This is a genomic window from Microbacterium sp. bgisy203, assembly GCF_057706945.1.
In genome coordinates, this window is the sequence record NZ_JBYIPF010000008.1 from 63,709 (window position 1) to 90,177 (window position 26,469).

At 71.4% G+C, this 26,469-nt stretch carries 27 protein-coding genes; 10 read left to right on the forward strand and 17 right to left on the reverse strand.

Going from position 1 to position 26,469, the window contains the following annotated elements:
* Nucleotides 1–41: 41 nt before the first annotated feature.
* A complete protein-coding gene (locus tag AC3ENQ_RS11860) occupies nt 42–1,067 on the reverse strand; it encodes an alpha-ketoacid dehydrogenase subunit beta (RefSeq protein WP_431804837.1) in 1,026 nt (341 codons plus the stop codon).
* Nucleotides 1,064–2,194 carry a thiamine pyrophosphate-dependent enzyme gene (locus AC3ENQ_RS11865; protein ID WP_431804839.1) on the reverse strand — a complete coding sequence of 377 codons (1,131 nt, stop codon included), beginning with the start codon at nt 2,192–2,194 and terminating at the stop codon, nt 1,064–1,066. Before AC3ENQ_RS11865 ends, AC3ENQ_RS11860 begins: the two co-directional genes overlap by 4 nt.
* 147 nt (nt 2,195–2,341) lie before the next feature.
* Between AC3ENQ_RS11865 and AC3ENQ_RS11870 the strand changes: the two genes are divergently transcribed.
* A complete protein-coding gene (locus AC3ENQ_RS11870) occupies nt 2,342–3,028 on the forward strand; it encodes an ATP-binding cassette domain-containing protein (protein WP_431804841.1) in 687 nt (228 codons plus the stop codon).
* The gene (locus AC3ENQ_RS11875) at nt 3,025–4,302 is read left to right on the forward strand and encodes a glucoamylase family protein (protein WP_431804843.1); all 1,278 of its coding nucleotides are present in this window, start codon (nt 3,025–3,027) and stop codon (nt 4,300–4,302) included. Before AC3ENQ_RS11870 ends, AC3ENQ_RS11875 begins: the two co-directional genes overlap by 4 nt.
* Before the next feature lie 17 nt (nt 4,303–4,319).
* On the opposite strand, the gene AC3ENQ_RS11880 is transcribed toward AC3ENQ_RS11875, so the two are convergent.
* A complete protein-coding gene (locus AC3ENQ_RS11880) occupies nt 4,320–4,580 on the reverse strand; it encodes a hypothetical protein (protein WP_431804845.1) in 261 nt (86 codons plus the stop codon).
* A 58-nt stretch (nt 4,581–4,638) separates the two neighbouring features.
* A complete protein-coding gene (locus AC3ENQ_RS11885; protein ID WP_431804847.1) occupies nt 4,639–5,727 on the reverse strand; it encodes a histidinol-phosphate transaminase in 1,089 nt (362 codons plus the stop codon).
* A gap of 62 nt (nt 5,728–5,789) precedes the next feature.
* On the opposite strand from AC3ENQ_RS11885, the gene AC3ENQ_RS11890 reads away from it, so the two are divergent.
* Entirely contained in the window at nt 5,790–6,185 is a 396-nt protein-coding gene (locus AC3ENQ_RS11890; RefSeq protein ID WP_431804849.1) for a phage holin family protein, read from the forward strand.
* Here the strand turns inward: AC3ENQ_RS11890 and AC3ENQ_RS11895 are convergent.
* Nucleotides 6,154–7,614: a hypothetical protein gene (locus AC3ENQ_RS11895; protein ID WP_431804851.1), complete on the reverse strand. Its 1,461-nt coding sequence runs from the start codon at nt 7,612–7,614 to the stop codon at nt 6,154–6,156. The genes AC3ENQ_RS11890 and AC3ENQ_RS11895 overlap by 32 nt on opposite strands.
* 2 nt (nt 7,615–7,616) lie before the next feature.
* Nucleotides 7,617–7,892: a hypothetical protein gene (locus AC3ENQ_RS11900; protein WP_431804853.1), complete on the reverse strand. Its 276-nt coding sequence runs from the start codon at nt 7,890–7,892 to the stop codon at nt 7,617–7,619.
* A 183-nt stretch (nt 7,893–8,075) separates the two neighbouring features.
* Here AC3ENQ_RS11900 and AC3ENQ_RS11905 point away from each other — a divergent pair, with 183 nt between their 5' ends.
* The 3 genes from AC3ENQ_RS11905 (at nt 8,076) to phoA (ending at nt 12,038) form a co-directional block, all read left to right on the forward strand.
* Nucleotides 8,076–8,582 (forward strand): low molecular weight protein-tyrosine-phosphatase, encoded by a 507-nt coding sequence (locus tag AC3ENQ_RS11905; protein WP_431804855.1) that lies wholly within the window; start codon nt 8,076–8,078, stop codon nt 8,580–8,582.
* A 30-nt stretch (nt 8,583–8,612) separates the two neighbouring features.
* Complete coding sequence (gene purB, locus AC3ENQ_RS11910) at nt 8,613–9,995, forward strand: adenylosuccinate lyase (protein WP_431804857.1); 1,383 nt, start codon at nt 8,613–8,615, stop codon at nt 9,993–9,995.
* A 126-nt stretch (nt 9,996–10,121) separates the two neighbouring features.
* A complete protein-coding gene (gene phoA / locus AC3ENQ_RS11915; RefSeq protein ID WP_431804859.1) occupies nt 10,122–12,038 on the forward strand; it encodes an alkaline phosphatase in 1,917 nt (638 codons plus the stop codon).
* 14 nt (nt 12,039–12,052) lie between these two features.
* Here phoA and AC3ENQ_RS11920 read toward each other — a convergent pair whose 3' ends face one another.
* The 9 genes from AC3ENQ_RS11920 to AC3ENQ_RS11960 form a co-directional block, all read right to left on the reverse strand.
* Nucleotides 12,053–12,424 (reverse strand): amino acid transporter, encoded by a 372-nt coding sequence (locus tag AC3ENQ_RS11920; RefSeq protein ID WP_431804861.1) that lies wholly within the window; start codon nt 12,422–12,424, stop codon nt 12,053–12,055.
* Complete coding sequence (locus AC3ENQ_RS11925; RefSeq protein WP_431804863.1) at nt 12,421–13,098, reverse strand: acyl-CoA synthetase; 678 nt, start codon at nt 13,096–13,098, stop codon at nt 12,421–12,423. The genes AC3ENQ_RS11920 and AC3ENQ_RS11925 overlap by 4 nt, the downstream gene beginning before the upstream one ends.
* A gap of 76 nt (nt 13,099–13,174) precedes the next feature.
* Nucleotides 13,175–13,615 carry a hypothetical protein gene (locus AC3ENQ_RS11930; RefSeq protein WP_431804865.1) on the reverse strand — a complete coding sequence of 147 codons (441 nt, stop codon included), beginning with the start codon at nt 13,613–13,615 and terminating at the stop codon, nt 13,175–13,177.
* A 1-nt stretch (nt 13,616) separates the two neighbouring features.
* Nucleotides 13,617–14,594 carry a Gfo/Idh/MocA family protein gene (locus tag AC3ENQ_RS11935; protein ID WP_431804867.1) on the reverse strand — a complete coding sequence of 326 codons (978 nt, stop codon included), beginning with the start codon at nt 14,592–14,594 and terminating at the stop codon, nt 13,617–13,619.
* Nucleotides 14,595–14,604: 10 nt separating this feature from the next.
* Complete coding sequence (locus tag AC3ENQ_RS11940) at nt 14,605–16,152, reverse strand: LssY C-terminal domain-containing protein (protein ID WP_431804869.1); 1,548 nt, start codon at nt 16,150–16,152, stop codon at nt 14,605–14,607.
* Nucleotides 16,153–16,157: 5 nt separating this feature from the next.
* Nucleotides 16,158–16,928, reverse strand: coding sequence for an alpha/beta fold hydrolase (locus AC3ENQ_RS11945; protein ID WP_431804948.1), 771 nt, complete (start codon nt 16,926–16,928; stop codon nt 16,158–16,160).
* A gap of 34 nt (nt 16,929–16,962) precedes the next feature.
* Entirely contained in the window at nt 16,963–17,265 is a 303-nt protein-coding gene (locus tag AC3ENQ_RS11950; protein WP_431804870.1) for a DUF427 domain-containing protein, read from the reverse strand.
* 48 nt (nt 17,266–17,313) lie between these two features.
* On the reverse strand, nt 17,314–18,828 hold the full coding sequence (locus AC3ENQ_RS11955; protein WP_431804872.1) for an MATE family efflux transporter: 1,515 nt from the start codon (nt 18,826–18,828) through the stop codon (nt 17,314–17,316).
* Nucleotides 18,829–19,001: 173 nt separating this feature from the next.
* Nucleotides 19,002–20,219 carry a mechanosensitive ion channel family protein gene (locus AC3ENQ_RS11960; protein WP_431804874.1) on the reverse strand — a complete coding sequence of 406 codons (1,218 nt, stop codon included), beginning with the start codon at nt 20,217–20,219 and terminating at the stop codon, nt 19,002–19,004.
* A 114-nt stretch (nt 20,220–20,333) separates the two neighbouring features.
* Between AC3ENQ_RS11960 and AC3ENQ_RS11965 the strand changes: the two genes are divergently transcribed.
* A complete protein-coding gene (locus AC3ENQ_RS11965; protein WP_431804876.1) occupies nt 20,334–21,260 on the forward strand; it encodes a DUF808 domain-containing protein in 927 nt (308 codons plus the stop codon).
* 9 nt (nt 21,261–21,269) lie between these two features.
* On the opposite strand, the gene AC3ENQ_RS11970 is transcribed toward AC3ENQ_RS11965, so the two are convergent.
* Entirely contained in the window at nt 21,270–23,423 is a 2,154-nt protein-coding gene (locus tag AC3ENQ_RS11970) for an HAD-IA family hydrolase (protein ID WP_431804878.1), read from the reverse strand.
* A 69-nt stretch (nt 23,424–23,492) separates the two neighbouring features.
* Here AC3ENQ_RS11970 and AC3ENQ_RS11975 point away from each other — a divergent pair, with 69 nt between their 5' ends.
* Both AC3ENQ_RS11975 and AC3ENQ_RS11980 read left to right on the forward strand, forming a co-directional pair.
* A complete protein-coding gene (locus AC3ENQ_RS11975) occupies nt 23,493–24,083 on the forward strand; it encodes a DUF1349 domain-containing protein (protein ID WP_431804880.1) in 591 nt (196 codons plus the stop codon).
* Nucleotides 24,067–24,489, forward strand: coding sequence for an NUDIX hydrolase (locus tag AC3ENQ_RS11980; protein WP_431804882.1), 423 nt, complete (start codon nt 24,067–24,069; stop codon nt 24,487–24,489). The genes AC3ENQ_RS11975 and AC3ENQ_RS11980 overlap by 17 nt, the downstream gene beginning before the upstream one ends.
* 16 nt (nt 24,490–24,505) lie before the next feature.
* Here AC3ENQ_RS11980 and AC3ENQ_RS11985 read toward each other — a convergent pair whose 3' ends face one another.
* The gene (locus tag AC3ENQ_RS11985; RefSeq protein ID WP_431804884.1) at nt 24,506–26,026 is read right to left on the reverse strand and encodes an SDR family NAD(P)-dependent oxidoreductase; all 1,521 of its coding nucleotides are present in this window, start codon (nt 26,024–26,026) and stop codon (nt 24,506–24,508) included.
* 41 nt (nt 26,027–26,067) lie between these two features.
* Here AC3ENQ_RS11985 and AC3ENQ_RS11990 point away from each other — a divergent pair, with 41 nt between their 5' ends.
* Entirely contained in the window at nt 26,068–26,466 is a 399-nt protein-coding gene (locus tag AC3ENQ_RS11990; protein ID WP_431804885.1) for a barstar family protein, read from the forward strand.
* Nucleotides 26,467–26,469: the final 3 nt, after the last annotated feature.

A 26,469-nucleotide genomic window follows, 5' to 3' on the forward strand; every position in this document is an offset into this window, starting at 1 on the left:
CGCGGTCATGGGGGGGGTGGCGGGAGGGTAGGCGTGGGTGGTCAGTAGGCGAGGGCGCGGTCGACGGCCTCGAGAATGCGATCGGGGTCGGGCAGGTATACGCCCTCGAGCTTCGCGGGCGGGAACGGCACGTCGAAGCCCGACACCCGCAGCACCGGCGACTCGAGCGCGAAGAACGCCCGCTCCATGACGGTCGCCGCGACCTCGGAGCCGACCGACGCGAAGCCGGGCGCCTCCTGCGCGTAGACCATCCGCCCGGTCCGGCGCACCGAGTCGAGGATCGGTCCATAGTCGATCGGCGAGATCGAGCGCAGGTCGATCACCTCGCACGACGTGCCCTCGCTCTCGGCGAGCGCCGCAGCCTGCAGCAGGGTCGTCACCATCGCGCCGTGACCGACGAGGGTCACGTCGGTGCCGCGCCGGACGATCCGCGACGCGTGCAGCGGCAGGGCGCGCTCGGTGGTGTCGACCTCGCCCTTCATCCAGTACTTCGCCTTCGGCTCGAGGAAGATCACCGGGTCGGGCGAGGTGATGGCATCCTGGATCATCCAGTACGCGTCGTTGGGCGTCGAGGGCGACACGACCCGCAGGCCCGCGGTGTGCGCGAAGTACGCCTCGGGACTCTCCTGGTGGTGCTCGACGGCACCGATGTGCCCGCCGTAGGGGATGCGGATGACGACCGGCATCGAGATCGCGCCCTCAAGCCGGTTGGTGAGCTTCGCGAGCTGCGTCGTGATCTGATCGAACGCGGGGAAGACGAACCCGTCGAACTGGATCTCGACCACCGGACGGAACCCCGCCATCGCGAGCCCGATCGCCGTGCCGACGAGACCCGACTCCGCAAGCGGCGAATCGAGCACGCGCCGATCACCGAACTCGGCCTGCAGCCCCTCGGTCACGCGGAAGACTCCGCCGAGCTTGCCGATGTCCTCGCCCATGAGCAGGACGTGGTCGTCAGCGGTCATCGCCGCGCGCATGCCGGCGTTCAGCGCCTTCGCGAAGGGCATCGTCGTCGTCGCGGCCGCCGCGGACGCCGCCGCGGTGTCGGTTCCGGTCACCGCGGTCATGCCGCACCTCCCTCGAAGGATGCCTCGTAGTCCGCCAGCCACTGCGACTGCTGCGCCATCAGCGGATGCGGCTCGCTGTACACGTGCGCGAACATCGACGACGGTTCGAGGCCGCCGAGCTCGTTCGTGCGCACCCGCACGTCGTCGGCGTAGGCGGCGGCTGCGGCATCCACCTCGCTGAAGAAGGATGCCGCCGCGCCGCGCCCCTCCAGGAACGCGCGCATGCGGGCGATCGGGTCGCGCCGCGCCCACGACTCCTCCTCGTCGGAGGCGCGGTACTTCGTCGGGTCGTCGCTCGTCGTGTGGGCGCCCATGCGGTAGGTCATCGCCTCGATCGCCTGCGGGCCGCCGCCGGCGCGCGCCTCGTCGAGGGCGAGCTTCGAGACCGCGTAGCTCGCGAGCACGTCGTTGCCGTCGACGAGCGTCGAGGGCATGCCGTACCCCGCCGCCCGCGCGTGGAGCGGCGCACGCGACTGCGTGGCGACGGGCACCGAGATCGCCCACTGGTTGTTCTGCAGGAAGAAGACCTGGGGCGTCCGATAGGTGTTCGCGAACACCATCGCCTCGTGCACGTCGCCCTGGCTGGACGCGCCATCGCCGTAGTAGACGACGACCGCGGCATCGCGCTCGGGGTCGCCGGAGCCGCAGCGCCCGTCGAACACGAGACCCATGCCGTACCCCGTCGCGTGCAGGGTCTGCGACCCGAGGACGAGCGTATAGATGTGCGCGTTGCCGTTCTTCGGGTCGGTCGGGTCCCATCCGCCGTGCGTGAGCCCGCGCATGACGCGGATGATGTCGATGGGGTCGACGCCGCGGATCGTCACGACGGCGTGCTCGCGATAGCTCGGGAAGAGGTGGTCCTGCGGCCGCGCCGCCCTCACCGACCCGACCTGCGCCGCCTCCTGGCCGTACGACGGCGGCCACAGCGCGAGCTGCCCCTGGCGCTGCAGGTTCGTCGCCTGCCGGTCGAACGCGCGGACGAGCACCATGTCGCGGTAGAACGTCTCGAGCTCGGCATCCGTCAGCGCATCGATGAGCGGCAGGAAGCGTTCGGCTTCGGGCGTCGGGGCGAACGTTCCGTCGGCCGCGAGGACGCGCACGAGTGCCGGGTCGTCAGACGGGGTCATGTTTCCACGGTAGACCCGGACGCATGCGCCGTTCTGCATGACGCCCATAACGGATGCCGCGGTTCGCCGTCCGCGCGAGACAAGGATGTCGGTCGCCGCTCGCTCGCGACCGAGCCGACCTCGGGGACGGTGCGCTACCACGCGAAGATGCGCGGCGATGCGGGCGGAGGAGAGCACGACATCACGAAGCTGCGCGGCGCTCTCGCCCGCGAGTACAGACGGAACGTGCAATACGTCTTCCAGGACCCGTACGCCGCCCTGAACCCGTCGCTCACCGTCGGCTACGCCCTCGCCCGGCCCCTGCAGAACTACCTCCACGTCCGCTCCCGCGAAGCCGTCGAACGGGCCGCCGGCCTCCTCGAGGATGTGGGACTCACCCCTGCCGGTCGCTTTCTGGGGCGGCTGCCGCACGAGCTCAGCGGAGGTCAGCGTCAGCGCGTCGTCATCGCCCGCGCACTTGCCGCCGAGCCGCGCCTCGTCATCGCCGACGAGCCCATCGCGAGTCTCGACGTGTCGATCCGCGCCGAGATCCTCGAGGTGCTCCAGTCGCTCGTGAAAGACCACGGCGTCGGCATGCTCTACATCACGCACGACCTCTTGAGCGCCCAGAGCCTGGCGAACCACGCCATCGTGCTGCGCGAGGGCGTCGTCGTCGAGCAGGGTCCCGCGTCCGAGGTCATCGATCATCCTCGCGAGGAGTACACCCGGCAGCTGCTCGACGCCATCCCGAACCCGTTCGAGTCCCGCTCGGCATCCGCCGCGCAACGTGTCCCCTCACCCGCAGAGACCTCGCCCGCAGAGACCTCACCCGCAGAGAAGGAGTCCGTCGCATGACGACCGCCGCACCGCAGACCATCGCCCTCGACGACGACATCCGGGAGCTGACGGCGGAGGAGGTGGATGCCTCGATCCGCTGGCTGTGGGAGCACGCGAACGGCGACCTCGACAGTCCCGGATGCGGGCTCGTCCTCGACCGCGACGACCTGCCCGATGTCGCGACCGTGGCGGCGACCGGGTTCGCACTCGCCGCGTGGTGCGTCGGTGTCGAACGGGGCGTCCTCACCCGCGCGGCCGTCCACGACCGCGTGCGGGCGACCCTGCGCACCCTGGAGGAGTCGGTTCCGCACCGCAACGGCTTCCTCGCGCACTTCGTCGACCCGCAGACCGGCGAGCGCCGCGGACGCTCGGAGTACTCGACGATCGACACGACACTCGCTCTGTGCGGGGCCGTGGCGGCGGCATCCTTCTTCGCGGACGACGACCTGAGCGCCCGCGTCGACCGCCTGCTCGCGCGCATCGACTGGCACTGGCTGGTGGACGAGACCGACGGGCGCACCGTCCTGCGGATGGCCTGGGTCGGCAGTGCGGGCGACGACTACGCCGACGGTGCCGACGACGCCGGCTTCGTCAGCGCGTGGACGATGACGGCCGAACAGCTGCCGATGTATCTGCTCGCGGCCGGGCATCCGGCGGTTCCGCAGGAGCTGGCGCAGGCGCTGTGGCGCGGGGTCGACAAGCCGGTCGGGGCGTACGGCGGGCACGAGTGCGTGTACGAGCCCGGCGGCACGCTCTTCACCTACCACTTCCCGCTCGCGTTCTACCCGTTCCAGCGTGTGCGCGACCTCGATGGGCGCAACTGGTGGGCGAACGCGCGCGAGGCTTCGCTCGCCTCGAAGGCGTGGTGCGCCGATCAGGCCGGCACCTGGCGGACATTCGCGGCGGGGCTGTGGGGTCCGGCCGCGGGGTTCGGTCCGCACGGGTACGTCGTCAATGGAGCCCGACCGTCGGCCCACGAGCCGCGCTGCGACGGCACGGTACCGCCGGTGTCGCTGTTCGGCGCGCTCCCGTTGGCACCCGACGAAGTCTCTCCGGCATTGCGGCGCCTGCGCGACGAGCACCCGGGGGCGTGGAACCGCTGGGGCGCGACCGACGGCGTCAACCTCGAGCGCGACGAACCCTGGTACGCCGCGCCGCGCTACGGCCTCAACAAGGGGGCGACCGCGCTCCTGGGGGCGACGGCGCTCGGTTCGACGCTCGTGTGGGATGCCTTCGCCGGCCACCCCTGGATCGCTCGCGGCGCCGAGAAGCTGGGATTCACAGCCACCTGAGCACGCGCCCGCGGACGTCAGGGCCGGATCGAGCGGATCGCCGCGATGAGGATGCCGAACGCGAAGATCGGGATCGACGAGATCACCGACGTCCAGGTGCCGGTGATAAGCGGCAGGCCGAGCGCCACGATGACTCCGAAGGCGAAGATCGCGATGATGATCCCGCGCCACAGGGCGTCGGTTCGCAGGGCGTCGGTCCGCTGGGCGTCCGTCCGCCGGGCGTCCGAACTCCGGGCGTCCGTGCTCGCGTGGTCGGTGGTCTTCGTCGTCTCACTCATGGGCGCCTTCCCGTCGGTGGGTGGCACACACGCTATCGGGGCGACGGAGAAAGCGCCATCACGGCGACGACGACGAAGAGGTGTGCGCCGCAGTGCGCTGCGCGACCGCGACGACCTCGGCGATCGACTCGTGCTCGCCGATCGAGATGCGCACACCGTCACCGGCGAACGGGCGGACGATGAGGCCCGCCTCCTCGAACGCGGCGGCGACCTCGAGAGCGCGATCTCCCGCCGGCAGCCACACGAAGTTGCCCTGGGCGTCGGGCACGTCCCACCCTGTCTCACGCAGACGCGCGACGAGGGCGTCGCGGCGCTCGGCGATCTCGGCGACGCGCACGCGCAGCTCGTCCTCGGCGTCGAGGCTCGCGAGCGCGGCCTCCTCGGCCTGCGCCGTCACCGACAGGGGGATGCCGGTCGTCCGCGCGATCGCGAGCACCCGCGGGTCGCCGACGGCGTAGCCGATGCGGAGGCCCGCAAGCCCGTACGCCTTCGAGAACGTGCGGAGCACGACGACGTTCGGGTGCCCGGACGTAACGACCAGGGCACCGTCGACGGCGTCGGGATCGGTGACGAACTCGGCGTACGCCTCGTCGAGGATGACGAGCACGTCCTGCGGCACCCGTGCGAGAAACGCCTCGAACCCGTCCTGGGTCACGACGGGCCCGGTCGGGTTGTTCGGGCTGCAGACGATCACGAGCCGGGTGCGCTCGGTCACGGCATCCGCCATCGCGTCGAGGTCGTGGCCGCCGTCGGCGTCGTTCGGCACCGTCACCGCGGTCGCCCCGGCCACCACCGCGAGCCCCGGGTACGCCTCGAACGAGCGCCAGGAGAAGAGGATCTCGTCGCCCGGCCCGCTCGTCGCCTGCGCGAGCTGGTACAGGATCGACACCGACCCGGCCGCGACGTGCACCGCGTCGTCGGCCACGCCGAACCGCTCGGCGAGGCGGGCGCGCAGGCGCGGGGTCGTCGCGTCGGGGTAGCGGTTGAACGACACCGCCGCCTGCACCGCCTGCACGACACCGGGCAGGGGCTCGAACGGGTTCTCGTTGCTCGACAGCTTGAAGGCCTCGGCCCCGGCCTGCTTCCCCTGCCGGTAGGGCGGGAGCGCGGCGATCTCGGGACGGACACGGACGGGAAGATCGGTCACGCGACGAGTCTACGAGGACGCGCCGTGACAGCGTCGGCGGGGCATGACACACTGAGCGCACCATGCGCTTTCTCATCCGCGTCGTCGTCAACGCTTTCGCCATCTGGGTCGTCACCCTCATCCCCGCGCTCGGCACGACGGTGATCCCGTTCGCCCCCGGCGAGACGGCGCAGCTCGTCATCAGCCTGCTGGTGGTCGCGGCCGTGTTCGCCCTCGTCAACACGATCATCGGCACGGTCATCAAGGTCGTCGCGTTCCCGCTCTACATCCTGACGCTCGGCCTCATCTCCCTCCTGATCAACGGCTTGCTTTTGGTCATCACGGCGTGGTTCACGCAGTGGTGGGGTTGGGGGCTGCGGGTCGAGGACCTGTGGCACGGCATCCTCGCCGCCCTCGTGATCTCCCTCATCAACTGGATCTTCAGCGTCATCCTGCGCCCTCAGTCGAAGCGGAACTAGGGGTCGACGACGTACCGAGCGGGAAGCTCGGCACGCCCGGTACCCGCGGCACACCCGGCACACCGAGCCCGTCCGGGTGAGGGGCCGGCGGATCCGGCAGAACCCGTTCGGCGCTGTACTCGAACACCTCGACGCCGACCGCGGTGTCGAGCTCGTCGAACTTCTCGTAGACGGCATCCATGCGAGGGTCGCCCGACGCGTCGAGCATCTCGGCGGTCTCCCGATACTTCTCCAGCATGTGCGGCGCCGCGAAACCGTCGCCGAACATCTCCGTGAACACGGTGCCGGGCGTCTCGCGCGACACGACGATGCTGCCGGGTGCGCCCGATCCCGCGGCGAAACCGCCGTTGGAGAGCGCCGAGAAGGGATCGTCGCCGTGGCGCAGCGCGACGTTCAGCGTGTCGGGACCGACATCGGCCTGCACCGGGCCGCCGATCGTGACCATGACGTCGGATTCGTACGGGCCGGACACGACGAGGTGCGACACACCCGCGCCGCCCTGCGAATACCCCACCGGGTTCACGACGTCACCCGGCTGCGCCCCGGCATCTTCGAGGGCCGCGCGGATCGCGGCCTGCGACGCCGACTGCCGCCCGAACTGGTTGTCGAGGTTCGACTGCCAGTCCCACGCCTCCTTCTCGTCGTCACCCCCCACCGTGCCCGAGACGTAGACCACGAACTGTCGCGACCCGTCGGGCATCGCGTACCGTTCGACCCGCACGCGCGTGTCGCTGCCGGAGGGCACCCGGTCGACGAGGTCGGTCATCTTGGTCGGCGCGGTGCCGCTCGTCGTCGAGGTGCGCGTCACCGTCACCGGCACGGGCGGCCCCTGCAGCTTGTCGTCGCGCGTGATCACCCCGAGGCCGGTGAGCTTCGTGCCCGTGATCCCGCCGACGAGGCCGAGAAGACCCGCCGCCATCGCCGCGGACCACTGCTCGTCGGGGAGCGCTCCATCGAGCACCTGCAGGCCCGGCAGGATCGATTCCAGGCCGTACTGGCGCCCCAAGGCATCCACGTCGTGCTCCCAACTGCGCTTCGCCTCCTTCGCCACGCGCCCTGCGAGCTCGGGGTTCGACGCCAGGAGATCGCCGATCTGGGCGCGGATGCGCTGCGCACTGATCTCGTCGCCGGATGCCGCGGCCACGAGCGCCTGCGCGCGCAGCTCGACGATCTCGTACGTGTCGGCCATCGTGTCGAGGTCGGTGGCGAGCCGGCTCGCGCGCTCACCCGCCTCGGCTGCCGCGCCCGTGGGAGGTGCCGACCACACCTCCCGCTGCCGGAGGATCGCACCCGCACGCGCGAGGTCTGCGGCCACCCCCTCGCACCCCGTCATGAGCGCGCGGAGGTCTGTGGCCGCAGCGCGGAGCGTCACGGTGTCGACGGCGACGATTCCGCCGCTGCGGATGTCGAGTTCGTCCTCGTTGCCCATGATCACACCCGCGCCTTCGTACGCCAGGCCAGCTCGTCCTGCGCGAGCGCCACATCACCGTCGACGACGGAGATGAGCCGCCCGAGCGCGCGCAGACGCTCGACGAGCTCCGCGACGCCGACGCGATAGGCGTCGGTCGCGCGTGACTGCCAGTTGGTCGCGTCGGCGAGGGCATCGGCCCGGTTGCCCAGCGCGAGCGTGTCGGAGGCCGCGTCGCGCAGCAGCCGCCGGGCCGTCGCGAACGCCTCGAGGGCGAGGGAGTCGGTGTAGGGGTCCATGCGTCGACCCTGCACACTGTCGGCCGCGCGTGGAGCGGCGGATGCCGGATCGGTGGACAACCTCGCGAAACGGTCACCTGGGGAGGAGCCGATGACGGGCGCGGCACCGCGGCATCCCTTCGCCTGTTCCGCCGTCTTCCGCCCGCTCTTCCGTGCGGCCGCCGTCCTCGCCACAATGAGGGGATGCCCGATCGTGTCGCGCCGTTCCGCGTCGCCTTCGTGTGCACGGGGAACATCTGCCGGTCGCCGATGGCCGAGGTCGTCTTCCGCGGCTTCGCGGAGCGCGCGGGCCTCTCCGACCACGTCGCCGTGACGAGCTCGGGAACGGGCGACTGGCACGTCGGCGAGCGCGCCGACGCGCGCACCGTCGAGGCGCTCCGCCGCCGCGGCTACGACGGCACCGCCCACCGCGCGCGGCAGTTCTCCCTCGACGACTTCGATCGCAACGACCTGATCGTGCCGCTCGACCGGTCGCACGAGCGGATCCTCTCCAGCTGGGCGCGCACGCCCGACGACGCCGACAAGCTCGCGCTGCTGCTGTCGTTCGACGAATCCGCCGGCGGCGTCCTCGACGTGCCCGACCCCTACTACGCGGGCCCCGAAATGTTCGACGACGTGCTCGGTATGATCGAAAGCGCGAGCCGGGCGCTCTTCCGGCAGCTGGAACCCGCGATCCGTCCCACGTCCTGAGCGCCCGATGTCCCCGATCGGAGCATCCCCGTGCCTTCCTCCCTGCCCCCGCAGCCCCTGAGCCCCCTCGACGGACGGTACCGCGCCGCCGTCTCGGGGCTCGCCGACTACCTCTCCGAGGCGGGCCTGAACCGCGCCCGCGTCGAGGTGGAGGTCGAGTGGATCATCACGCTCACCGATCGCGGCCTCTTCGGCGCGACACCGCTGACGGATGCCGAGAAGGACAGCCTCCGCGCTCTCTACCGCGACTTCGGCCAGGCCGAGATCGACTGGCTCGCCGAGAAGGAGGCGGTCACCCGCCACGACGTGAAGGCCGTCGAGTACCTCGTCCGCGACCGGCTGTCGTCGCTGGGACTGGATGCCGTCGCCGAGCTCACCCACTTCGCGTGCACGAGCGAGGACATCAACTCCGCCTCGTACGCCCTGACCGTCAAGCGCGCCGTCGAGAACGTCTGGCTGCCGAAGTTCCGCTCGGTCATCTCGGCGATCGCGGACCTGGCCCGCGAGCACCGCGACGCCGCGATGCTCTCGCGCACCCACGGCCAGCCCGCGACCCCGTCGACGATGGGCAAGGAGCTCGCCGTCTTCGCGTGGCGTCTCGACCGCGTCGCGCAGCAGATCGAGAGCGGCGACTACTTCGCGAAGTTCTCGGGCGCCACCGGAACCTGGTCGGCACACCTCGCCGCCGCGCCCGACGTCGACTGGCCGGAGCTCTCCCGGGAGTTCATCGAAGGTCTCGGCATCCACTTCAACGTCCTGACGACCCAGATCGAGTCGCACGACTGGCAGGTGGAGCTCTACGACCGCGTGAAGCACGCGGGCGGCATCCTGCACAATCTCGCGACGGATGTCTGGACGTACATCTCGCTCGGGTTCTTCGCCCAGATCCCCGTCGCCGGCGCGACCGGCTCGTCGACGATGCCACACAAGATCAACCCGATCCGGTTCGAGAACGCCGAGGCGAACTTCGAGATCTCAGCCGGGCTGTTCACGACGCTCGCGGCGACCCTGGTCACCAGCCGCATGCAGCGCGACCTCACCGACTCGACGACCCAGCGGAACATCGGCGTCGCGTTCGGGCATTCGCTCCTCGCCCTCGACAACCTGGGGCGCGGCCTGCAGGAGATCCTCCTCGCCCGCGACGTGCTGCTGGCCGACCTCGACGCCAACTGGGAGGTGCTCGCCGAGGCGATCCAGACCGTCGTCCGCGCCGAGATCGTCGCGGGGCGCTCGCAGATCACCGACCCGTACGCGCTCCTCAAGGACCTCACGCGCGGACGCCGCGTCGGGCAGGCGGAGCTCGTGGAGTTCGTCGAGGGGCTCGACATCGGTGCGGATGCCAAGGCGCGGCTCGTCGCGTTGACACCCGCGACCTACACGGGTCTCGCCGACCCGCTCGTCGACGAGGTGTAGTCCCGCCCGGAGTCGTCACCTGCCGGCAACCCGCGGTCCACTCGCCGTTGCGCAGGCGCCGGTTGCCTGGTCCGGAGGCGTTCGACACCCCGTCGACGCCGCTTCGGACAGAGGAGACCTCCACTCATGGCACTTCACCCCCCGCGCCGCCGACGCACGGTCGTCGCCGCCGCCGCCGGTGCGGCCGCACTCACCCTGTCGTTCGCCGTCGGCGCCGTGCCTGCGCTCGCGGCCGACACGACGGACGACATCACCCAGAACGGTGGCGCCACCCGCAACGACGGCGACATGACCCAGGCGCTGCGCGACTCGATCGTCGACGGACCGGCCAAGAACGTCATCCTGCTCATCGGCGACGGCATGGGCGACTCGGAGATCACGGTCGCCCGCAACTACGCCGAGGGCGCGGCGGGCCGCTTCGCCGGCATCGACGCCCTGCCCCTCACCGGTCAGTACACGACGTTCTCGGTGCACGAGGACGGCACTCCCGACTACGCATCGGAGTCGGCGTCGACCGCGAGCGCCTGGTCGACGGGCACCAAGACGGTCGATGGGCGGCTCAGCGTCGATGTGAACAAGAAGCCTCAGGCCACGCTGCTGGAGATCGCCAAGGCGAACGGACTGAAGACCGGGAACGTCTCGACGGCCGAGATCCAGGACGCGACGCCCGGCGCGCAGATCTCGCACATCTCCAAGCGCGGCTGCTACGGCCCCGACAAGACCTCGACCGACTGCGCGTCGGAGGCGCTGGAGAACGGCGGCCTCGGCTCGATCAGCGAGCAGCTGCTCAACGTGCGCCCCGACGTCGTCCTCGGCGGCGGCTCGGCGAGCTTCACCCAGAAGGCGAAGGCGGGGCCCTGGAAGGATCAGACCCTGTTCCAGCAGGCGAGCGCCCGCGGGTACCAGGTGGTCTCCGACCTCGCGGGTCTCGACGCGGTCACCCGCGCCGACGCCGACGCCCCCGTCCTGGGTCTGTTCACGCCCGGCAACTTCCCCACCCGCTGGGTGGGCCCCGCCGCGACCGACCTGCCCGCGGGCGGCGCGCTTCCGGCCGCCGCGCCGTGCACCGAGAACCCCGAGCGCCTCGCGAGCGGTCTGTCGCTCGCCGCGCTGACCGAAAAGGCGATCGGCCTGCTCGATGGCGACCGCGGATTCTTCCTGCAGGTCGAGGGTGCGAGCATCGACAAGCGCGACCACGCCGCCGATGCGTGCGGTCAGATCGGTGAGACGGTCGACCTCGACGAAGCGGTGCAGGTCGCGCTCGCTTTCGCGAAGGCGGACAAGAACACGCTGGTCGTCGTGACCGCCGACCACGCGCACACGAGCCAGATCGTGGGCGAGGCGATTCCCGGGCTGAACACCCACCTCCTCACCCTCGAGGGACAGGAGATGATCGTCGCGTACGGCACGTCACCCGCGGGCGGCTCGCAGCAGCACACCGGAGCGCAGGTGCGCATCGCCGGGTACGGCCCGGGAGCTGCGAACGTCGTGGGCCTGACCGACCAGACCGACCTGTTCTTCACCGCCTCGCGCGGGTGGAACCGCGACCTCGCGGCGCTGTCGCGCGGCGCCACCGGCTCGGCGCCCGCCGCCGTGAAGCCGGGTGCGCAGTTCGACGTCACGGTCTCGGGTCTCGCCGCCGACTGGCAGGCGACGGGCGTGGTCGCCTCCGACCCCGTCGACCTCGGTCAGACCGACGTGCGCTCGGGCGTCGCGACCTACCGGGTGACCGCACCCGAAGAACCCGGCGACCACACCGTGACGGTCACGGGCGTGCAGACCGGCACCCGCGTCGTGGTCCCGTTCCGGGTCGACGCGGCGGCTCCGGTCGACCCGGCGCCGTCTCCGTCGGCGTCCGAGTCGGCGGGTGCGGTCCCCGGCGCGGGCGGTGGCTCAGACGCTGCGGGGACCTCGGGCGGCGGCCCGCTCGCGGTCACCGGCGGCACCGTGCCCGTGACGCTCGCGGGCCTCGCGCTCGCGCTCGTCGCCGTCGGCGGCTACCTGGTGCTGCGCCGACGGCGCCTGCAGCTGCTCGGCAGCTGACCCCGACGCGCAGCTCAGGAGCGAGAGTCGTCGGATGCCGCGGCATCCGGCGACTCTCCGCCGTTTTCCGACTCGGGCAACAGCACGGCCCGGTCGACGGGCTTCGCGACCTGAGCGGGATCTACGGCGAGCATGAGGAGCGCGATGATGACGAGCGTCGCGATGAACGCGATACCGGCGACGATGAGCGACACGATGACGACCTGCATACGCTGATCGCCGCTCAGGTCTTGGAAGAATCCCATCGACACGAGGGTGATGATGCCCGCGAACAGCGCGGCGGCGAATGCGAAGCCGAGCAGCTGCACGGGCTTCATGAGGTCGCGGCGGGTGGGCGCGCGACCGGCATCCTCGCTCTGCGGGTCGGACGGGTGGTGCTCGGTCATGCGGCCTCTCCTGCGCGCGGTGCGTCGGCCGCGTGCTCGTCGATCGGTGCTCCGCCGCGTGCCGTCACATCGGTCGACGTCACCTCGCGCCGCGGTGAGAAGCCGGCGATGCCGAGGAACACGGCGACGATCGCGGCGTACCCGCCGAACAGGCCCACTCCGATCGTGATGCCGGTGAGCGTGAAGGGCTCGGGTCCCGCCTCGCGGATGACGTACTCGAGGCTGTAGGCGGGGTTCACGACGAGCAGCGCGACGGCGAGCGCGAGCGTGATCGCACCGATGAGGATCGCGTCGCGTGCGGCGGGGTCGCCGGTGCGGCGCGCGCGGATGCCGGCGATCAGCTCGATCAGGCCGGTGACCGCCGCCCAGGCGATGACGAGCACGAAGAACGTCGTCGTGGTGCGCAGCGGCGGGATGCCGGATATCATGCCCGCGACGAGGTTCACGACGCCGAGAAGGATCACGACGCCGCGCGAGTCCGCCGGGTAGACGAGCCAGGCCGCGGCGAAGAAGACGATCGCGCTGGCGATGGCGTAGCCGCTGAAGACCGCGAGCCCGACCGCCGCGGAGTGATCGGCGGTGAACGTGATCATGATCGCCGCGACCGCCGCGAGGAAGGCGCGCGCGAGCTGCACATGCCGCACCTCGAAGGTGCGCGACGTCGCATCGGTCACGTGGGGGCTCATCCGGTCAGACGGAACGGGAACCCCTCCAGTCTAGGCGCCATCGCGGAGGGTGCCCTGCGGTACGTCAGCCGGCGGCGCGGGCGACGAGGGTGCGGAGCTCTGCCTTCACGGCATCCGTCACCTCGACGACGGCGAAGGAGGTCGCCCACATCGCCCCGTCGTCGAGGTGCGCCTCCTCCTGGAAGCCCACCGTGCCGTAGCGCGTGTCGAACTTGGATGCCGGCTGGTAGAACACCACGACCTTGCCGTCGCCGTCGGCGTACGACGGGAAGCCGTACCAGGTCTTGGGCGCGAGCTGCGGGGCGACCTCGGTCACGATCTGGTGGAGCGCGACCGCGACCTCCTTGTCGACGCCGTCGAGCGCATCGATCGCCGCGATGCACGCCTCGAGCTCCTTCGCGGTCTTCGCCGCGCCCTTCAGCCCCTTGCTCGCGCGCAGCTCGTCGGCGCGCTGGCGCATCGCGGCGCGTTCGTCGTCGCTGAACCCGCTCTTCGTGTCGGCCATGTCAGTCCTCTCCCTCGACCTCTTCACCGCCCGCGGCGCGGATCGCCGCCACGGCGCGCAGGACCGCCACAGACCGCTCCTGGTCGGGCGCCGCGTCCTCGCCGCCCGAGACAAGCGCCGCGAAACGCGCCACCTCGTAGATCATGTTGTTTTCGGCTGCGACCACCGGATGCTCGGTACGCGTGCCGTCGCGCAGCGTGACGACGATCATCCGGGGCGCCGTGATCTCGTCGATCTCGATCGTGCCCCGCTCGCCCTGGATCTCGTTCGGCCGGTGCGAGAAACCGATCTTCGAGAACGACACCTGCACGACGTGACCCGGGTAGCGGAGCACCGCGGCTCCTGCGCCGTCGACGCCGGTCGCCACGCCGACGAGCTCGCCCGTCACCGCGTCCGGCGCGCCGAAGAGCTCCACGGCGGCGCTCAGCGGGTACACCCCGAGGTCGTACAGGGCACCGCCCGCGAGTGCCGGGTCGAAGATGTTCGGCGTCTCCCCGCGCAGCACGAGGTCGTAGCGTGCCGAGTACTGCGCCTGACCGAACGACGCGAGCCGTACCGGCGCGATCTCGGGCAGGAGCTCCGCGACGGTCGCGAGCCCGGGGTCGTACGCGTTCCGCATCGCCTCGAGCACCACCACGCCGCGCTCCTGCGCCGCCGCGACGAGCTCCTCGAACTCCGCCGCCGTCGGCGTGGCGGGCTTCTCGATCAGCACGTGCACACCGGCCGCGATCGCCGCCCGCGCCTGCGCCGCGTGCGCGCCGTTCGGAGACCCGACGTAGACGGCGTCGATGTCGCCCGAGGCGAGCAGGGCGTCGAGGTCGTCGGCGGAGCTCGGGATGCCGAGGCGCTCCGCGAACGCCCGCCCGCGCTCCGCGTCGCGGGAGAAGACGACGTCGATGCGGATGCCGGGCACGTGCGCCACGGCATCCGCGAACCGCTCGGTGATGGTGCTGGTGCCGATCGTCGCGAGTCTGATCACGCGGCTCAGCCTAGGCCGCGGCCGTGCCGCGCGGGGCCTGCTCGTCCGTGCGCTGCCCGGTGCGTTCGGTGCGTTCGGTGCGCTCGGTGCGCTCGGTGCGCCGCGCGTAGGCGGCGGCGCTGCGGCTCGAGAGCGCGAGCAGGATGAGCGTGTCGACGGCGACCGCGACCATCGCCCCCTCGGAGTCGAACGATCCGCCGTTCGCGAGCCACACCCCGAACGCGACCGCGATGTCGACGACCGCGATCACCATCACGAGGACCCGGGCCGCGTTCCGCCCCCCGAAGATCAACACGGCGAGAATCAGCTCGACGGCGGCCACGACGACCGTCGCGGTGACGAGGCCGCCGTTCGAGGACGACGCCGCGCCGCCGAACGTCGATCCCAACGCTCCGGTGATCGCGTCGATCACCGTGCCGGCGTCGCCGAGAGTGCCGTCCCAGCCACGGAAGACGCCGAGCGCCGCGAGCACCCCGACGAGCGCGCGCGTGAGGAGCAGGGCCGCGCCGGCCACGATCGTCACCGGTCGGTGCATTCCGGGGTCGTACGGCGTCGGCGCGAGAAGGGTCTCGGCCCCTTCGGCCGCGGACCGTTTCTCGGGGAGCCGGTCAGGATCGGCGGGGGCACCGCCCGACAGGACGGATGCCGCGGAGACGGATGCCCCGGCGGCCTGCGCGGAGCCGGCGGCCTGCGCGGTCCCGGCATCCTGCGCGGTCCCGGCATCCCGGCCCGCCACCCCTTCACCCAGGTGCACGATCGGGAGCGCCCCGTCGGTGCGTACGGAGTCGCCGCCGCCGTTGCGCGTGTGGTAGCCCGTCGAGAAGTTCTCGACGACCTCGACGCGCGGCGGCGTGCTCGAGGAGGCGAGCGTCGCGAGCACGTGGTCGCGCTCGATGTCGATGTCGGCGTCGATCTTGTGCGTCACCTGCAGCGTGAACAGCGACAGTCCGACCGAGCGGTCGAAGCTCGCCGTCGCCACCCAGTCGACCTGCGCGCCGCCGGGGAGGAACCATCCGTCCGGGCACCGCCAGAAGCGCACGTGGTGGCGCTGCGAGGGGTTGCCGTCGACCTGCTGCTCGAACGCGATGTCCTGCTCGCGCCCGAAGAGGAAGAGCGAACTCACCGGCGCCGTCGGGTATGACCGGCGGCGCACGGCGGCGTTCACGATCCGAACGCTCGAGCGGAAGCTCACGGGGTCGGCGATGCTCCACCCGGCATCCGTCATCGCGCGCTCGAGCGCGGGCCGGTCGCCGATCGCGGCGAGGTTCACCGGGTCGCCGAGCAGTCCGTCGCTCGTCCGCGCCCGGCCGATGAAGTAGTCGGGCACATAGATCGCGGTCAGGATGCGGTGCAGCCGCGGGAGCGTCAGATACGCGAGCGCCAGCCAGAACAGGATCGCGATGGCGATGCCCCACCAGCCGACGTCGAACGTCTGCGTGAACCCGATGACCGCGAGCCACACGGAGGCGGCTCCGGCGAAGACGAAGAAGAAGCCGTCGAAGGCCGCGCCCACCGAGTCGCGCCGGGTCTCCCCGGCCGCACGACTGGGGGCCGCCACGGGATTCAGCCCTCGGCGAGGAACGCGAGGGCCGCCTCGCGGAAGACGCGCGATCCGGGGGCGTTGAAGTGGTGTCGCCCGGGGATCTCGACGAACCGGCCCTCGGGGCACGCGGCGGCGAGCGCCCTGGAGCCTTCGATCACGGCATCCTCCGTACCGGTCGCGAACATCACGGGCTGGGTGGGAGCGTGTGCGGGGTCGGGATCCATCGTCTCGGAGGCCCGCATGCCGAGCGCGATCGCGAGGAGCGCGCGCAGGTCGTTGCCCGGCACGCGTTCGGTGAGCGCGATGTAGTTCTGCGTCACCGGATCGGTCACGGGCGTCCCGTCCTCGACGTAGGCGCGCACCTGATCGATGTCGAGGCGCGCGAGCGGGATGCCGTCGGGCACACCGCCGAGCACGGCGCGCGGGATCCGGTCGGAGATGTCCTGAACGACCTCCCAGCCGACGCGCGCACCCAGCGAATAGCCGACGTAGAACGCCTCGTCGACGAGGTACGTGTCGAGCACCGTTTCGACGTCGGCGGCGAGCTGGCGTAGGTCGTAGTCGCCCGGTTCGTGCGGCTTGTCGCTCGCACCGTGGCCGCGCTGATCGAGGCCGATCACGCGATAGCCGGCGCGAAGGAGGTCGCGCACCCAGCCGGTCGCCACCCAGTTGTCCTTCGTGCTCGAGGCGAACCCGTGGACGACCACCACGACGGGCGCGTCGAGTTCTCCCCAGGAGTAGGTGGCGATGCGGAGCCCGTCGCCGACCATGATGAACTGCGGCGCGGGCATCTCGGTGAGCTGCGGGATGGCGCCGGGAGCGTGCTCAATCGATGACACGGATCTCCTTCCAGAAAGCGACGTACCCGGAGAAGTCCTTTCCGACGCGCTCTATTCCCGACGCGTACGGGTGCGGGTAGCTCCATGCGCGGTCGGGCAGCTCCGTGCCGTCGATCTGCAGGGTGAAGTACTGGCACTCGCCCTTCCACGGGCAGGTGTAGGGCGTGGGGCTCTCGGTGAGGTACGCGGTGTTCACGCTCGACGGCGGGAAGTACCAGTTGCCCTCGATGGAGATGAGGTCCTCGCGCGGCGCCTCGGCGATCACGGTGTCCTCGAACACGGCCTTCATGTCGACCTCCTCGCTCCGGCGCACGGGCGGCGCGGGGCGAGGCCCACGCTACTCTGCGCGGGTGAGCTTGCGGGCGCTCTTCCGCGCCGCGCGCTCTCCCCTCCGCGCGGCGCGCCCCTTCCGGCGTACGACCGGAATGGGCGCGGTGACGACGGCATCCACCACCATCGATCCGTCGGTCGGCCCGATCACGGGGATCGCCATCGTCGGGGTCGCCTGCACCGGATCGACCGGAAGGCGCGCGAGGCGACGGTCGGCGGCGACGTATGCCGGAATGAGAATGAGACACGCGCCGACCCACGCGAGGGGATTCGACCACACCACGCCCTCGAACCCGAACAGGTGGCCGAGGAGGATCGCCGCGGTCACGCGCATGACGAGCTCGACGACGCCCGTGACGGTCGGGATGACGGCGTTGCCGAGCCCCTGCAGCGTGCCGCGGAGGACGAAGAGGACAGCGAGCGCTGGGTAGGTGACGCCGTTCACCAGCAGCATGAGCGCGGCGAGCGCGACCACCCGATCGGACCCGTCGCCGACGAACAGCCGCACCAGCGACGAGCCGAACGCGATGAGCAGGGCGCCGAGGACCAGCGCCGCGATGATGGCCATCCCGAGCGCCTGGCGCACGCCGCGGCGGATGCGGTCGGGGCGGCGCCCGCCGAGGTTCTGCGCCGCGTACATCGACGCGGCGAGGCCGATCGACTGGAGCAGCGCGACCGCGAGACCGTCGACCCGCGACGCCGTCGTGTAGGCGGCGACCGCGTCGGCGCCGAGGTTGTTGAGGGCGACCTGCACCGTGAGGGTGCCGATCGCGATGATGGATGCCTGGAACCCCATCGGCAGACCGAGACGCAGATGCGCCGCCAGGTCGGCACGGGTCACCCGCCAGTCGAAGCGCCCGACGTGCAGCACCGGCACGCGGCGACGGACGAACTCGAGGCACAGGATGACCGAGATCGCCTGCGAGACGACGGTCGCGAGCGCGGCGCCGGCGACGCCCCATCCGAGGGGTCCGACCATGATGATGACGAGCGCGACGTTGATGCCGCAGGCGATCGTGAGGAAGACGAGGGGCGTCCGCGAATCGCCGATCGCGCGGATGATCGCCGCGAGGTAGTTGAACGCGACCATCGCGCCCGCGCCGAGGAAGCTGATCTGTGCGAACACGGTCGCATTCTCGAGAAGCTCGGGCGGCGTCTGCAGGAGCATGAGCGCGGCACCGGCGAGCGGCGGGGCGAGCACCGTGAGGACGACGGTCGTCGCGGCCGAGAGGATCGTGCCCGATGCCACCGAGCGGCGCACCGCGGTGAAGTCCTGCGCACCGAACGCCTGCGCCGTCGGGATCGCGAATCCGCTCGTCATGCCCCACGTGAAGCCGAGGAGCAGGAACAGCAGCGCGCCGGTCGCGCCGACCGCGGCGAGCGCGTCGACGCCGAGGTGGCGCCCGACGACGATCGCGTCGACCACCTGGTACAGCTGCTGGACGACGTTGCCGATCAGCAGCGGCACCGAGAACGCAAGGATGACGCGCCACGGGCTGCCGGTGGTGAGGATGCGGGTCATGACGGAGCGACCGGATTTCGAGACGGGAGCGAGGGGGCGAGCGGCGGAGAATGCCGAAGGACGCCTCGACGAGGCGCCCGGACTCCTAGATTATCGAATCGATTCGAGGACGGCAAGTCCGAATCAGCCCGAATACCGGCCCCGATTGCGCAGGGGGTCGCCCGCGCGACGGGTCAGCGACTCCCGGCGGCGGGTCGGGCGGCGTCGGCATCCGCGTCGGCATGCGTGTCCGTGTCGACGATGGGGATGGACTGCGTGAAGGCGGCGGCGCGCTCCTCCGCTTCGGCGCTGCCGGTGAACAGACCCACCGGCTCGGTGATGGGCTCGTCCGGAAGGATGTCGTCGACCGCGGCATCCGCCGACTCCGTCATCATCACGCGCTGCGTCGGGATCGCGTCCGGCGCCACCCGCTGCACCCACGCGACCATCGCCTCGCGCACCACGCACCGCAGGTCGAAGAGGGTCGGCGCGTCCTTCGCCGTCACGAGGATGCGGATGCGGACGTACCCACCCACCGCGTCGGTCACCTGCAGCACGTTCGCGCGGCCGTCGTAGAGGTCGGTCGATGCGAGCACCTCTTCGAGGTGTGCGCGCATCCGCGCCGGCGACACCCGCCAGTCGACGTCGAGTTCGACCGATCCGAGCAGTTCGCTGCCCCGCCGGGTCCAGTTCTGGAAGGGCTGCGTCGTGAAGTACGTGCACGGCAGCACGAGGCGGCGGTCGTCCCACAGATCGACGACGACATAGCTGAGGGTGATCTCGCCGATCCGGCCCCACTCGCCTTCGACGACCACGACATCGTCGACGCGCAGCGCATCGCTGAAGGCGATCTGCACGCCCGCGAACACGTTCGCGAGCACCGACTGCGCCGCGAGGCCCGCCACGATCGAGGCGATGCCCGCCGAGGCGAGCAGGCTCGCCCCGAACGTCCGCACCGCGGGGAAGGTCAGTAGGATCGCGCCGATCGCGATGACCACGATCACGGCGATCGCGAGGCGGCGGACGATGAGGGTCTGCGTGCGCACCTTCCGCGCCACCCGATTGTCGGGGACGTCGATGCGGTAGCGCCCGAGGGTGAGATCGGTCGCGAAGGCCACGAGGCCGCTCAGCAGCCACGCCGATCCGAGGATCAGCAGGATCGTGAAGACATGGTCGAGGACATCCCGGTCGCCCTCCCCGGCGAACGGGAAGGCGATCGCGAACGACATCCACAGGGCGATCACGAGCACGACGACACGGAACGGTCGTCGCACGTTCCGTACGAGCGACTGCGGCCAGGCCTGCCGACGCGCCAGGAGGCGCACGGCCAGGGCGACGAGCGCGGTGAGTGCGACCGCGGCGACGACCGCGACAGCGAAGGCGATGGCGAAGCGGATCCAGGTGTCCTGCATGTTCCTCCTCGGGCGGTGGGGGTGGGTGGGGCGAGTGCTCCACGTTAGGCGGTGCACCTGTGACGCCAGCGACCGCGCCCGGTGCGCGGGTGGACGGGCGGTACTGTTGGACGCATGTCCGTGGGTCTTCTCGCCGTCGTCGACGACATCCTCAGCGCCGCTCTCAAGGCCTCGGCCAAGTCGGCCGGTGTCGTCATCGACGACGCCGCCGTCACGCCGCAGTACGTGCAGGGCCTCAGCCCGGCGCGGGAGCTGCCGGTGGTCGGGCGCATCGCGCTCGGGTCGCTCGCGAACAAGTTCCTCGTCATCATCCCGATCGCGATGCTGCTGACCGCCTTCGCCCCGTGGGTGCTGCCGTGGCTCCTGATCGTCGGCGGCTCGTACCTGTGCTTCGAGGGCGCCGAGAAGGTGCTCGAGTGGTTCGGCTTCCACCACGGCGGCCACGACGAGGGGGCGCGCGACGAGAAGCGCCTCGTCGCGGGAGCCGTCCGCACCGACCTCATCCTCTCGACCGAGATCATGCTGATCGGTCTGTCGAACATCGACGCCGATCTCAACTTCTGGACGCGCCTGGCCGTCCTCGCCCTCATCGCCCTCGCGATGACCGCGCTCGTGTACGGCGCCGTGGCGCTGCTCGTCAAGCTCGACGACATCGGGCTGAAGATGGCGAAGAGCTCGTCGGAGCGCGTCCGGCACACGGGCACCCGCATCGTCCGGTCGATGCCCGCGGTCTTCCGCACCATCTCGATCATCGGAACCATCGCGATGCTCTGGGTCGGAGGCCATCTCGTCATCGCCAACCTCGCCGAGGTCGGCTGGCACGCGCCCCTCGATGTGCTGCACGCCGTGGAGCACGTCCTCGAGCCCGCCGGCCCCGTCGTCGTCTGGCTGGGTGACACGCTCCTCTCCGCGATCGCGGGCCTGGCCATCGGCCTCGTGATCGTCGGGATCGTGCTCGTCATCGGCAAGGCCTTCGGCAAGAACCTGAGCTTCAGCGAGGGCCACGCCGCGGTGGATGCCGCGGCCACGAGCGAGCGTTGACGGCGCGCCTCAGGGCGCGATCGTGACCTCGAGGCCGCCGTCGGCGGCAGGCGAGACGCGGATGCCGGAGGCATCCGGCACGACCCAGGTCGCTCCGTCGGGGGCATCCGCCGCGGCCTCCGCCGCAGCACCGACGCCGATCACGCGCATGCCCGCCGCAAGCCCCGCCGCGATGCCGTTCGGCGAGTCCTCGACGACGATGCAGTCCGCCGGATCGACGCCGAGCAGGCCCGCCGCGGCGACGAAGCCCTCCGGGTCGGGCTTGGAGCGGGCGACGTCCTCGGCGGTGACGGTGGTCTGAGGCATCCGCAGCCCCGCCGCGCCCATGCGTGCGGCCGCCAGCTCGCGCGTCGCGGAGGTGACGAGCGCATGTGGGAGATGCTCGAGGTCCTCGAGCAGGGCGGACGCGCCGTCGATCGCGACGACGCCCTCGGTCTGGGCGGTCTCGGCGGCGAGGAGCTCGCGGTTCTCGGCGACGTTCACCTCGTGCGGGCGGTCGGGGAGCAGCATCGCCATCGAGTCCTGACCCTGCCGCCCGTGAATGATCGCGAGCGTGCGCTCCGGGTCGACGTCGTGCGCGAGCGACCACTCGGTCCAGAGGCGCTCGACGACGGCGTGCGAGTCGACGAGGGTGCCGTCCATGTCGAGGAGGAGAGCGGCGGCGTGCGTCGTGACGCCTTCCGCGGCGGCCGTCGTCGGAACGGCGGTGCCGGTGACGGATGCCGGTACGCGCAGCGCCGCCCACCCGCCGCCGAGCGGCGGCACGTGCCAGCCGGCGCGGAGCGCGCCGTCCGGCTCGCCGCCGTCCGGCTCGCGGACGACGATGACACGGTGCGGTGACGTCGTGTCGACGACGTGGACGAGCACCGACCCGTCGGAGCGTTCCTCGCCGCGCGTCGCGAGGGTCAGGTGGGTCGCGGCGTTCGTGTCGCAGGAGTTTTCGCTCGCGGGGCGGCCGCCATGGCCGTCTGAGGCCTCCGGAGCCCGATTCTCCTGCGAGCCGAACACCGTCTCGCGCCACTCGCTGCCGACGGCGAACTCCCCGACGCCGGGAAGGGTCAGCACCCACCCGTCGCTGTCGTCGACCAGGACGAGACCCTCCGTGTCGAGCGGGACGCCGTCGTAGATCACGAGCGTCTCGCGGGCGTCCCACGTGTCGCGCGGTTCCCCCAGCGACGCGGGGCTCTCCGGGCCGGCGCCGCCGGCGGCATCGGCGATCTCGACCGCCTCGACGAACGCCCAGAACGCGCGGAGCGTCGCCTGCGTGTCGAAGGTCGCGCCCTGGTAGGCGATGACGAGGCCCTGCTCGGGAAGTACGAGGCCGAACTGCCCCGCCGCGCCGTCGAGGCGGAAGCCGTGCCGGCCGCGCCACACCTGGTAGCCGTAGCCGAGCGACCAGTCGCCCACCTCGCCCTCGGCCGCGGCCGGGCCGTCGAACACCGCGGTGTCTGACCAGGGGCGGCTGAGCTCCTCGACGTACCACGCGGGCACGACCCCTGCGCCGTCGACGACACCGCCGTCGCCGAGCATGATCGCGGTGCGCGCGAGGTCCTCGACCGTGAGGTGGAACCCCGAGGCGCCGTGCTCGATGCCGCCGAAGGGACGCATCCACCGGTCGCCGATCCCGAGCGGGTCGAGCAGGCGCGGGCGGAGATACACCGTCAGCGGGTCGCCGGTGAGGGCGGTCACGATCGCCGAGAGGGCGTGCGTCGCCGGGGAGTTGTACGCGAAGTGCGTCCCCGGCGCGTGCTCGGGTGCGACCGAGAAGAGACGCCGCGGGTCGTCGCCGATCGCGTCGATCTGGGGGCCGCTGTGCCCCGTATTCATCGTGAGGAGGTGCCGCACCGTGATGCCGGCCGGGTCCTCGACCCCGAGAATCGCACCCGCATCGCCGTCGAGCGAGAGCCGCCCCTCGTCGGCGAGGAAGCCGATCGCGAGCGAGGTGAAGGTCTTGGATGCCGAGTACACGAGCGCGGGCCGGTCGAGCCGGTACGGCGCCCACGCCGTCTCGAACGCGACCTCGCCGTGTCGGGCGACGAGCAGGGCGTGGGGGTCGAGCCCCTCCTCCTCGAGGCGGTCGGCAAGGGCGAGGAAGGCCGGGGCCGGGATGCCGAGGTCTTCCGGATCGCGGCGGACGAGCGGACGCGAGGCGAGGCGAGGCATGGATCCACCCTACGGCGAGGGGTCGGGGACGGCGCTCGCGTCGCCCCCGACCCGTGCCACGATGGGACGATGGCAGACGCATCGACCCGGCGGGCCTGGGCGGACGGAACCTGGACGCACCCGCCCGTCTCGGCCCGGGAGGACGGCGACGACCTCGTCGTCGCGGCGGCCGCGTCGAGCGACGCCTGGCGTCACACCGCGTACGGCTTCGTCCACGACAGCGAGCACGCACTCGTCGCACCGTTGGCTGCGGGAACAGCGGCGGAGGTGGAGTTCACCGCCGACTTCTCCGCCCAGTTCGACCAGGCGGGCGTGTTCGTACGCGTCGACGCGCAGCGCTGGGTGAAGGCGGGACTCGAGTATGCGGACGGCGTGCTGGGGGCGGGAGCGGTCGTCACCGACGGGTTCTCCGACTGGTCGGTGGGGGCGGTGCCCGAGTGGCTCGGGGAGCGTGTGCGCGTCCGCGTGAGCCGGACGGGAGACGCCCTCATCGTCCGGGCAGCGGTCGTCGGCGAGCCGCTTCGACTCCTCCGGGTCGCACCGTTCCCGGCATCCCTCACCGCGGCGGCGGGACCGTTCGTCGCCGCACCGACGCGCGGGGGCCTCACCGTGCGCTTCCACGCGTGGCGGACGGGAGCGGCCGATGCCTCCATCCACTAACCGACCGTCGCCGCCGGCCCGCGAGATCCGCGTCTCGGCGGCGGTGATCACCGATGCGGACGGACGGCGTCTGCTCGTGCGCAAGCGCGGGACGACCGCGTTCATGCAGCCGGGCGGTAAGCCCGAGCCGGGCGAGACGGCGGCGCAGACCCTGGTGCGCGAACTGGGCGAAGAGCTCGGTCTGCGCCTCGACGAGAACGACCTCGAGCCGCTCGGCGAGTTCACCGCGTCGGCGGCGAACGAGCCCGGGTTCCTGGTGGTCGCGGACGTCTTCCGCGTCGACATCGGCGCGCAGACGCCCGTGCCGGATGCCGAGATCGCCGAGCTCCGCTGGATCACGCGCGCCGAGGCATCCGAGCTCGAGGTCGCGCCGCTCGCGCGCACCTACTTCCTGCCGGAAGCCTGACCCCGACGGTCGCCGGTCACCACGAGCTCTTGCGGTAATCCTTCAAGAAGACGCCGAACAGGTCCTCGCCTGCCTCGCCGCGGACGATCGGGTCGTAGACGCGCGCCGCGCCGTCCACCAGGTCGAGCGGCGCGTGGAAGCCCTCCTCCGCGAGGCGCACCTTCGTGAAGTGCGGGCGCTCGTCGGTGATCCAGCCCGTGTCGACGGCCGTCATCAGGATGCCGTCGGTCTCGAACATCTCGCGCGCGCTCGTGCGGGTCAGCATGTTGAGCGCCGCCTTCGCCATGTTCGTGTGCGGGTGGCCGGGACCCTTGTAGCCGCGGCCGAAGACGCCCTCCATCGCCGAGACGTTCACGACGTAGGTCCGCCGGGCCGTCGAGGCGGCCATCGCGGGGCGCAGGCGCGAGACGAGCAGGAACGGCGCCGTCATGTTCGCGAGCTGCACCTCGAGCATCTCGAGCGGTTCGACCTGATCGACCGACTGAGTCCAGCTGTTGACGTGGTGCTCGTCGGGAACGAGCCCGCCCGCGTCGATCGCGGTGCCGGCCGCGAGCCGCTCGAGGGACGACGATCCGGCGGCCAGTGCCTCCGAGGTCAGGGCCTCGGCGGTGAGCTGATCCGCGTCGCGCGCCGCCGCCGCGAGGATCGGGTGCGAAGACACCGACTGGGCGAGCGCGAGGGGATGCGCGTCGTTGGTGTGCCCGAAGGTGAGGAGCTCGGGAAGCGGCCCGGTCGGCAGCGGCGCCAGCTCGGCATCCACGAGCGGCTTGTACGCGCCGGCGGAGCGGCGGACGGTCTGGGCGGCGTTGTTGATGAGGATGTCGAGAGGCCCGGCGGCGGCGACCGCGTCGGCGAGGCCGATGACCTGCGCGGGGTCGCGCAGGTCGATGCCGACGACCTTCAGCCGGTGGATCCAGTCGCCCGAGTCGGGCAGTGCCGAGAAGCGCCGTACGGCGTCGCGGGGGAAGCGGGTCGTGATCGTCGTGTGCGCTCCGTCGCGCAGGAGCCGCAGCGCGATGTACATGCCGATCTTCGCGCGGCCGCCGGTCAGCAGCGCCCGGCGCCCGGTGAGGTCGGTGCGCGCGTCGCGCTTCTGGTGGCTCATCGCCGCGCAGTCGGGGCAGAGCTGGTGGTAGAAGGCATCCACCGTCGTGTACAGCTCTTTGCAGATGTAGCACGCGCGCGGCTTGATGAGCTCGCCCGCCGTCGGAGCGGCCGTGCGGGCGGCGAGCGGGATGCCGCGGGTCTCGTCGTCGATCCGGTCGGGCGCCCCGGTCGCGGTCGCGGCGACGACGGCGCGGTCGGCGTCGGCGATGCGCTGGCGCTTGTCCTTGCGGGCCTGGCGCTTGACGTCTTTGTAGAGCTTGCCGGTCGCGCGCCGGAGGGCGATGTAGTCGGGGTCTTCCGGGTCGAGGTCGGCGGCGGCGGCGATGACGCGCAGGGCGATCTCGAGCTCAGCGGGGTCGACGGATCCGGGAGCCGCGGCGGAGGCCTCGGAAGGCGCCTCGGGCGCGGGCGCGGACGGGTTTTCGGGCACAGGAGAGTGTATCGAGGCCACCTGAACGGTAGCCTCGCCGCGTGAGCGATCCCACGACGTTCGTGCTCGATGGCACCCGCATCCAGAGCATCGCGACCTTCTACGATGAGGTGAACCGCGTACTGATGTCGGGGGAGGACTGGACGCTCGGCCCGAGCCTCGACGCCCTCGACGACCTCCTCTACGGCGGATTCGGCGCTCTCGCGGACGTCGAGCACCCCGTCATCGTCGTGCGCGAGTCCGCGCGGGTCCGTGCGGCGCTGGGCGCGACCGCGACGCGGGAGTACTACGCGGAAAAGCTCGCCCACCCGGAGACGTTCCACGTGGAACGCTTCACCACCGCCCTCGCCGAGCTGGATGCCGGGAACGGCCAGACCTACTTCGACCTCGTGCTCGACGTGTTCGCCGGCCACCCCGACGTGCGACTCGTTCTCGACTGAACG

What these genes read in the sequence shown, in the direction of transcription:
- AC3ENQ_RS11945 (WP_431804948.1), bottom strand. Translation starts at nt 16,928, where the DNA reads ATGCCCGCGCCGCAGTTCATCATGGTCGGCGACGGGCTCCGCATCGCC.
- phoA (WP_431804859.1), top strand. Translation starts at nt 10,122, where the DNA reads ATGGCACTTCACCCCCCGCGCCGCCGACGCACGGTCGTCGCCGCCGCC.
- AC3ENQ_RS11965 (WP_431804876.1), top strand. Translation starts at nt 20,334, where the DNA reads ATGTCCGTGGGTCTTCTCGCCGTCGTCGACGACATCCTCAGCGCCGCT.
- AC3ENQ_RS11955 (WP_431804872.1), bottom strand. Translation starts at nt 18,828, where the DNA reads ATGACCCGCATCCTCACCACCGGCAGCCCGTGGCGCGTCATCCTTGCG.
- AC3ENQ_RS11980 (WP_431804882.1), top strand. Translation starts at nt 24,067, where the DNA reads ATGCCTCCATCCACTAACCGACCGTCGCCGCCGGCCCGCGAGATCCGC.
- AC3ENQ_RS11920 (WP_431804861.1), bottom strand. Translation starts at nt 12,424, where the DNA reads ATGACCGAGCACCACCCGTCCGACCCGCAGAGCGAGGATGCCGGTCGC.
- AC3ENQ_RS11900 (WP_431804853.1), bottom strand. Translation starts at nt 7,892, where the DNA reads ATGGACCCCTACACCGACTCCCTCGCCCTCGAGGCGTTCGCGACGGCC.
- AC3ENQ_RS11875 (WP_431804843.1), top strand. Translation starts at nt 3,025, where the DNA reads ATGACGACCGCCGCACCGCAGACCATCGCCCTCGACGACGACATCCGG.
- AC3ENQ_RS11970 (WP_431804878.1), bottom strand. Translation starts at nt 23,423, where the DNA reads ATGCCTCGCCTCGCCTCGCGTCCGCTCGTCCGCCGCGATCCGGAAGAC.
- AC3ENQ_RS11870 (WP_431804841.1), top strand. Translation starts at nt 2,342, where the DNA reads ATGCGCGGCGATGCGGGCGGAGGAGAGCACGACATCACGAAGCTGCGC.
- AC3ENQ_RS11890 (WP_431804849.1), top strand. Translation starts at nt 5,790, where the DNA reads ATGCGCTTTCTCATCCGCGTCGTCGTCAACGCTTTCGCCATCTGGGTC.
- AC3ENQ_RS11860 (WP_431804837.1), bottom strand. Translation starts at nt 1,067, where the DNA reads ATGACCGCGGTGACCGGAACCGACACCGCGGCGGCGTCCGCGGCGGCC.
- AC3ENQ_RS11950 (WP_431804870.1), bottom strand. Translation starts at nt 17,265, where the DNA reads ATGAAGGCCGTGTTCGAGGACACCGTGATCGCCGAGGCGCCGCGCGAG.
- AC3ENQ_RS11930 (WP_431804865.1), bottom strand. Translation starts at nt 13,615, where the DNA reads ATGGCCGACACGAAGAGCGGGTTCAGCGACGACGAACGCGCCGCGATG.
- AC3ENQ_RS11865 (WP_431804839.1), bottom strand. Translation starts at nt 2,194, where the DNA reads ATGACCCCGTCTGACGACCCGGCACTCGTGCGCGTCCTCGCGGCCGAC.
- AC3ENQ_RS11880 (WP_431804845.1), bottom strand. Translation starts at nt 4,580, where the DNA reads ATGAGTGAGACGACGAAGACCACCGACCACGCGAGCACGGACGCCCGG.
- AC3ENQ_RS11975 (WP_431804880.1), top strand. Translation starts at nt 23,493, where the DNA reads ATGGCAGACGCATCGACCCGGCGGGCCTGGGCGGACGGAACCTGGACG.
- AC3ENQ_RS11905 (WP_431804855.1), top strand. Translation starts at nt 8,076, where the DNA reads ATGCCCGATCGTGTCGCGCCGTTCCGCGTCGCCTTCGTGTGCACGGGG.
- AC3ENQ_RS11960 (WP_431804874.1), bottom strand. Translation starts at nt 20,219, where the DNA reads ATGCAGGACACCTGGATCCGCTTCGCCATCGCCTTCGCTGTCGCGGTC.
- AC3ENQ_RS11895 (WP_431804851.1), bottom strand. Translation starts at nt 7,614, where the DNA reads ATGGGCAACGAGGACGAACTCGACATCCGCAGCGGCGGAATCGTCGCC.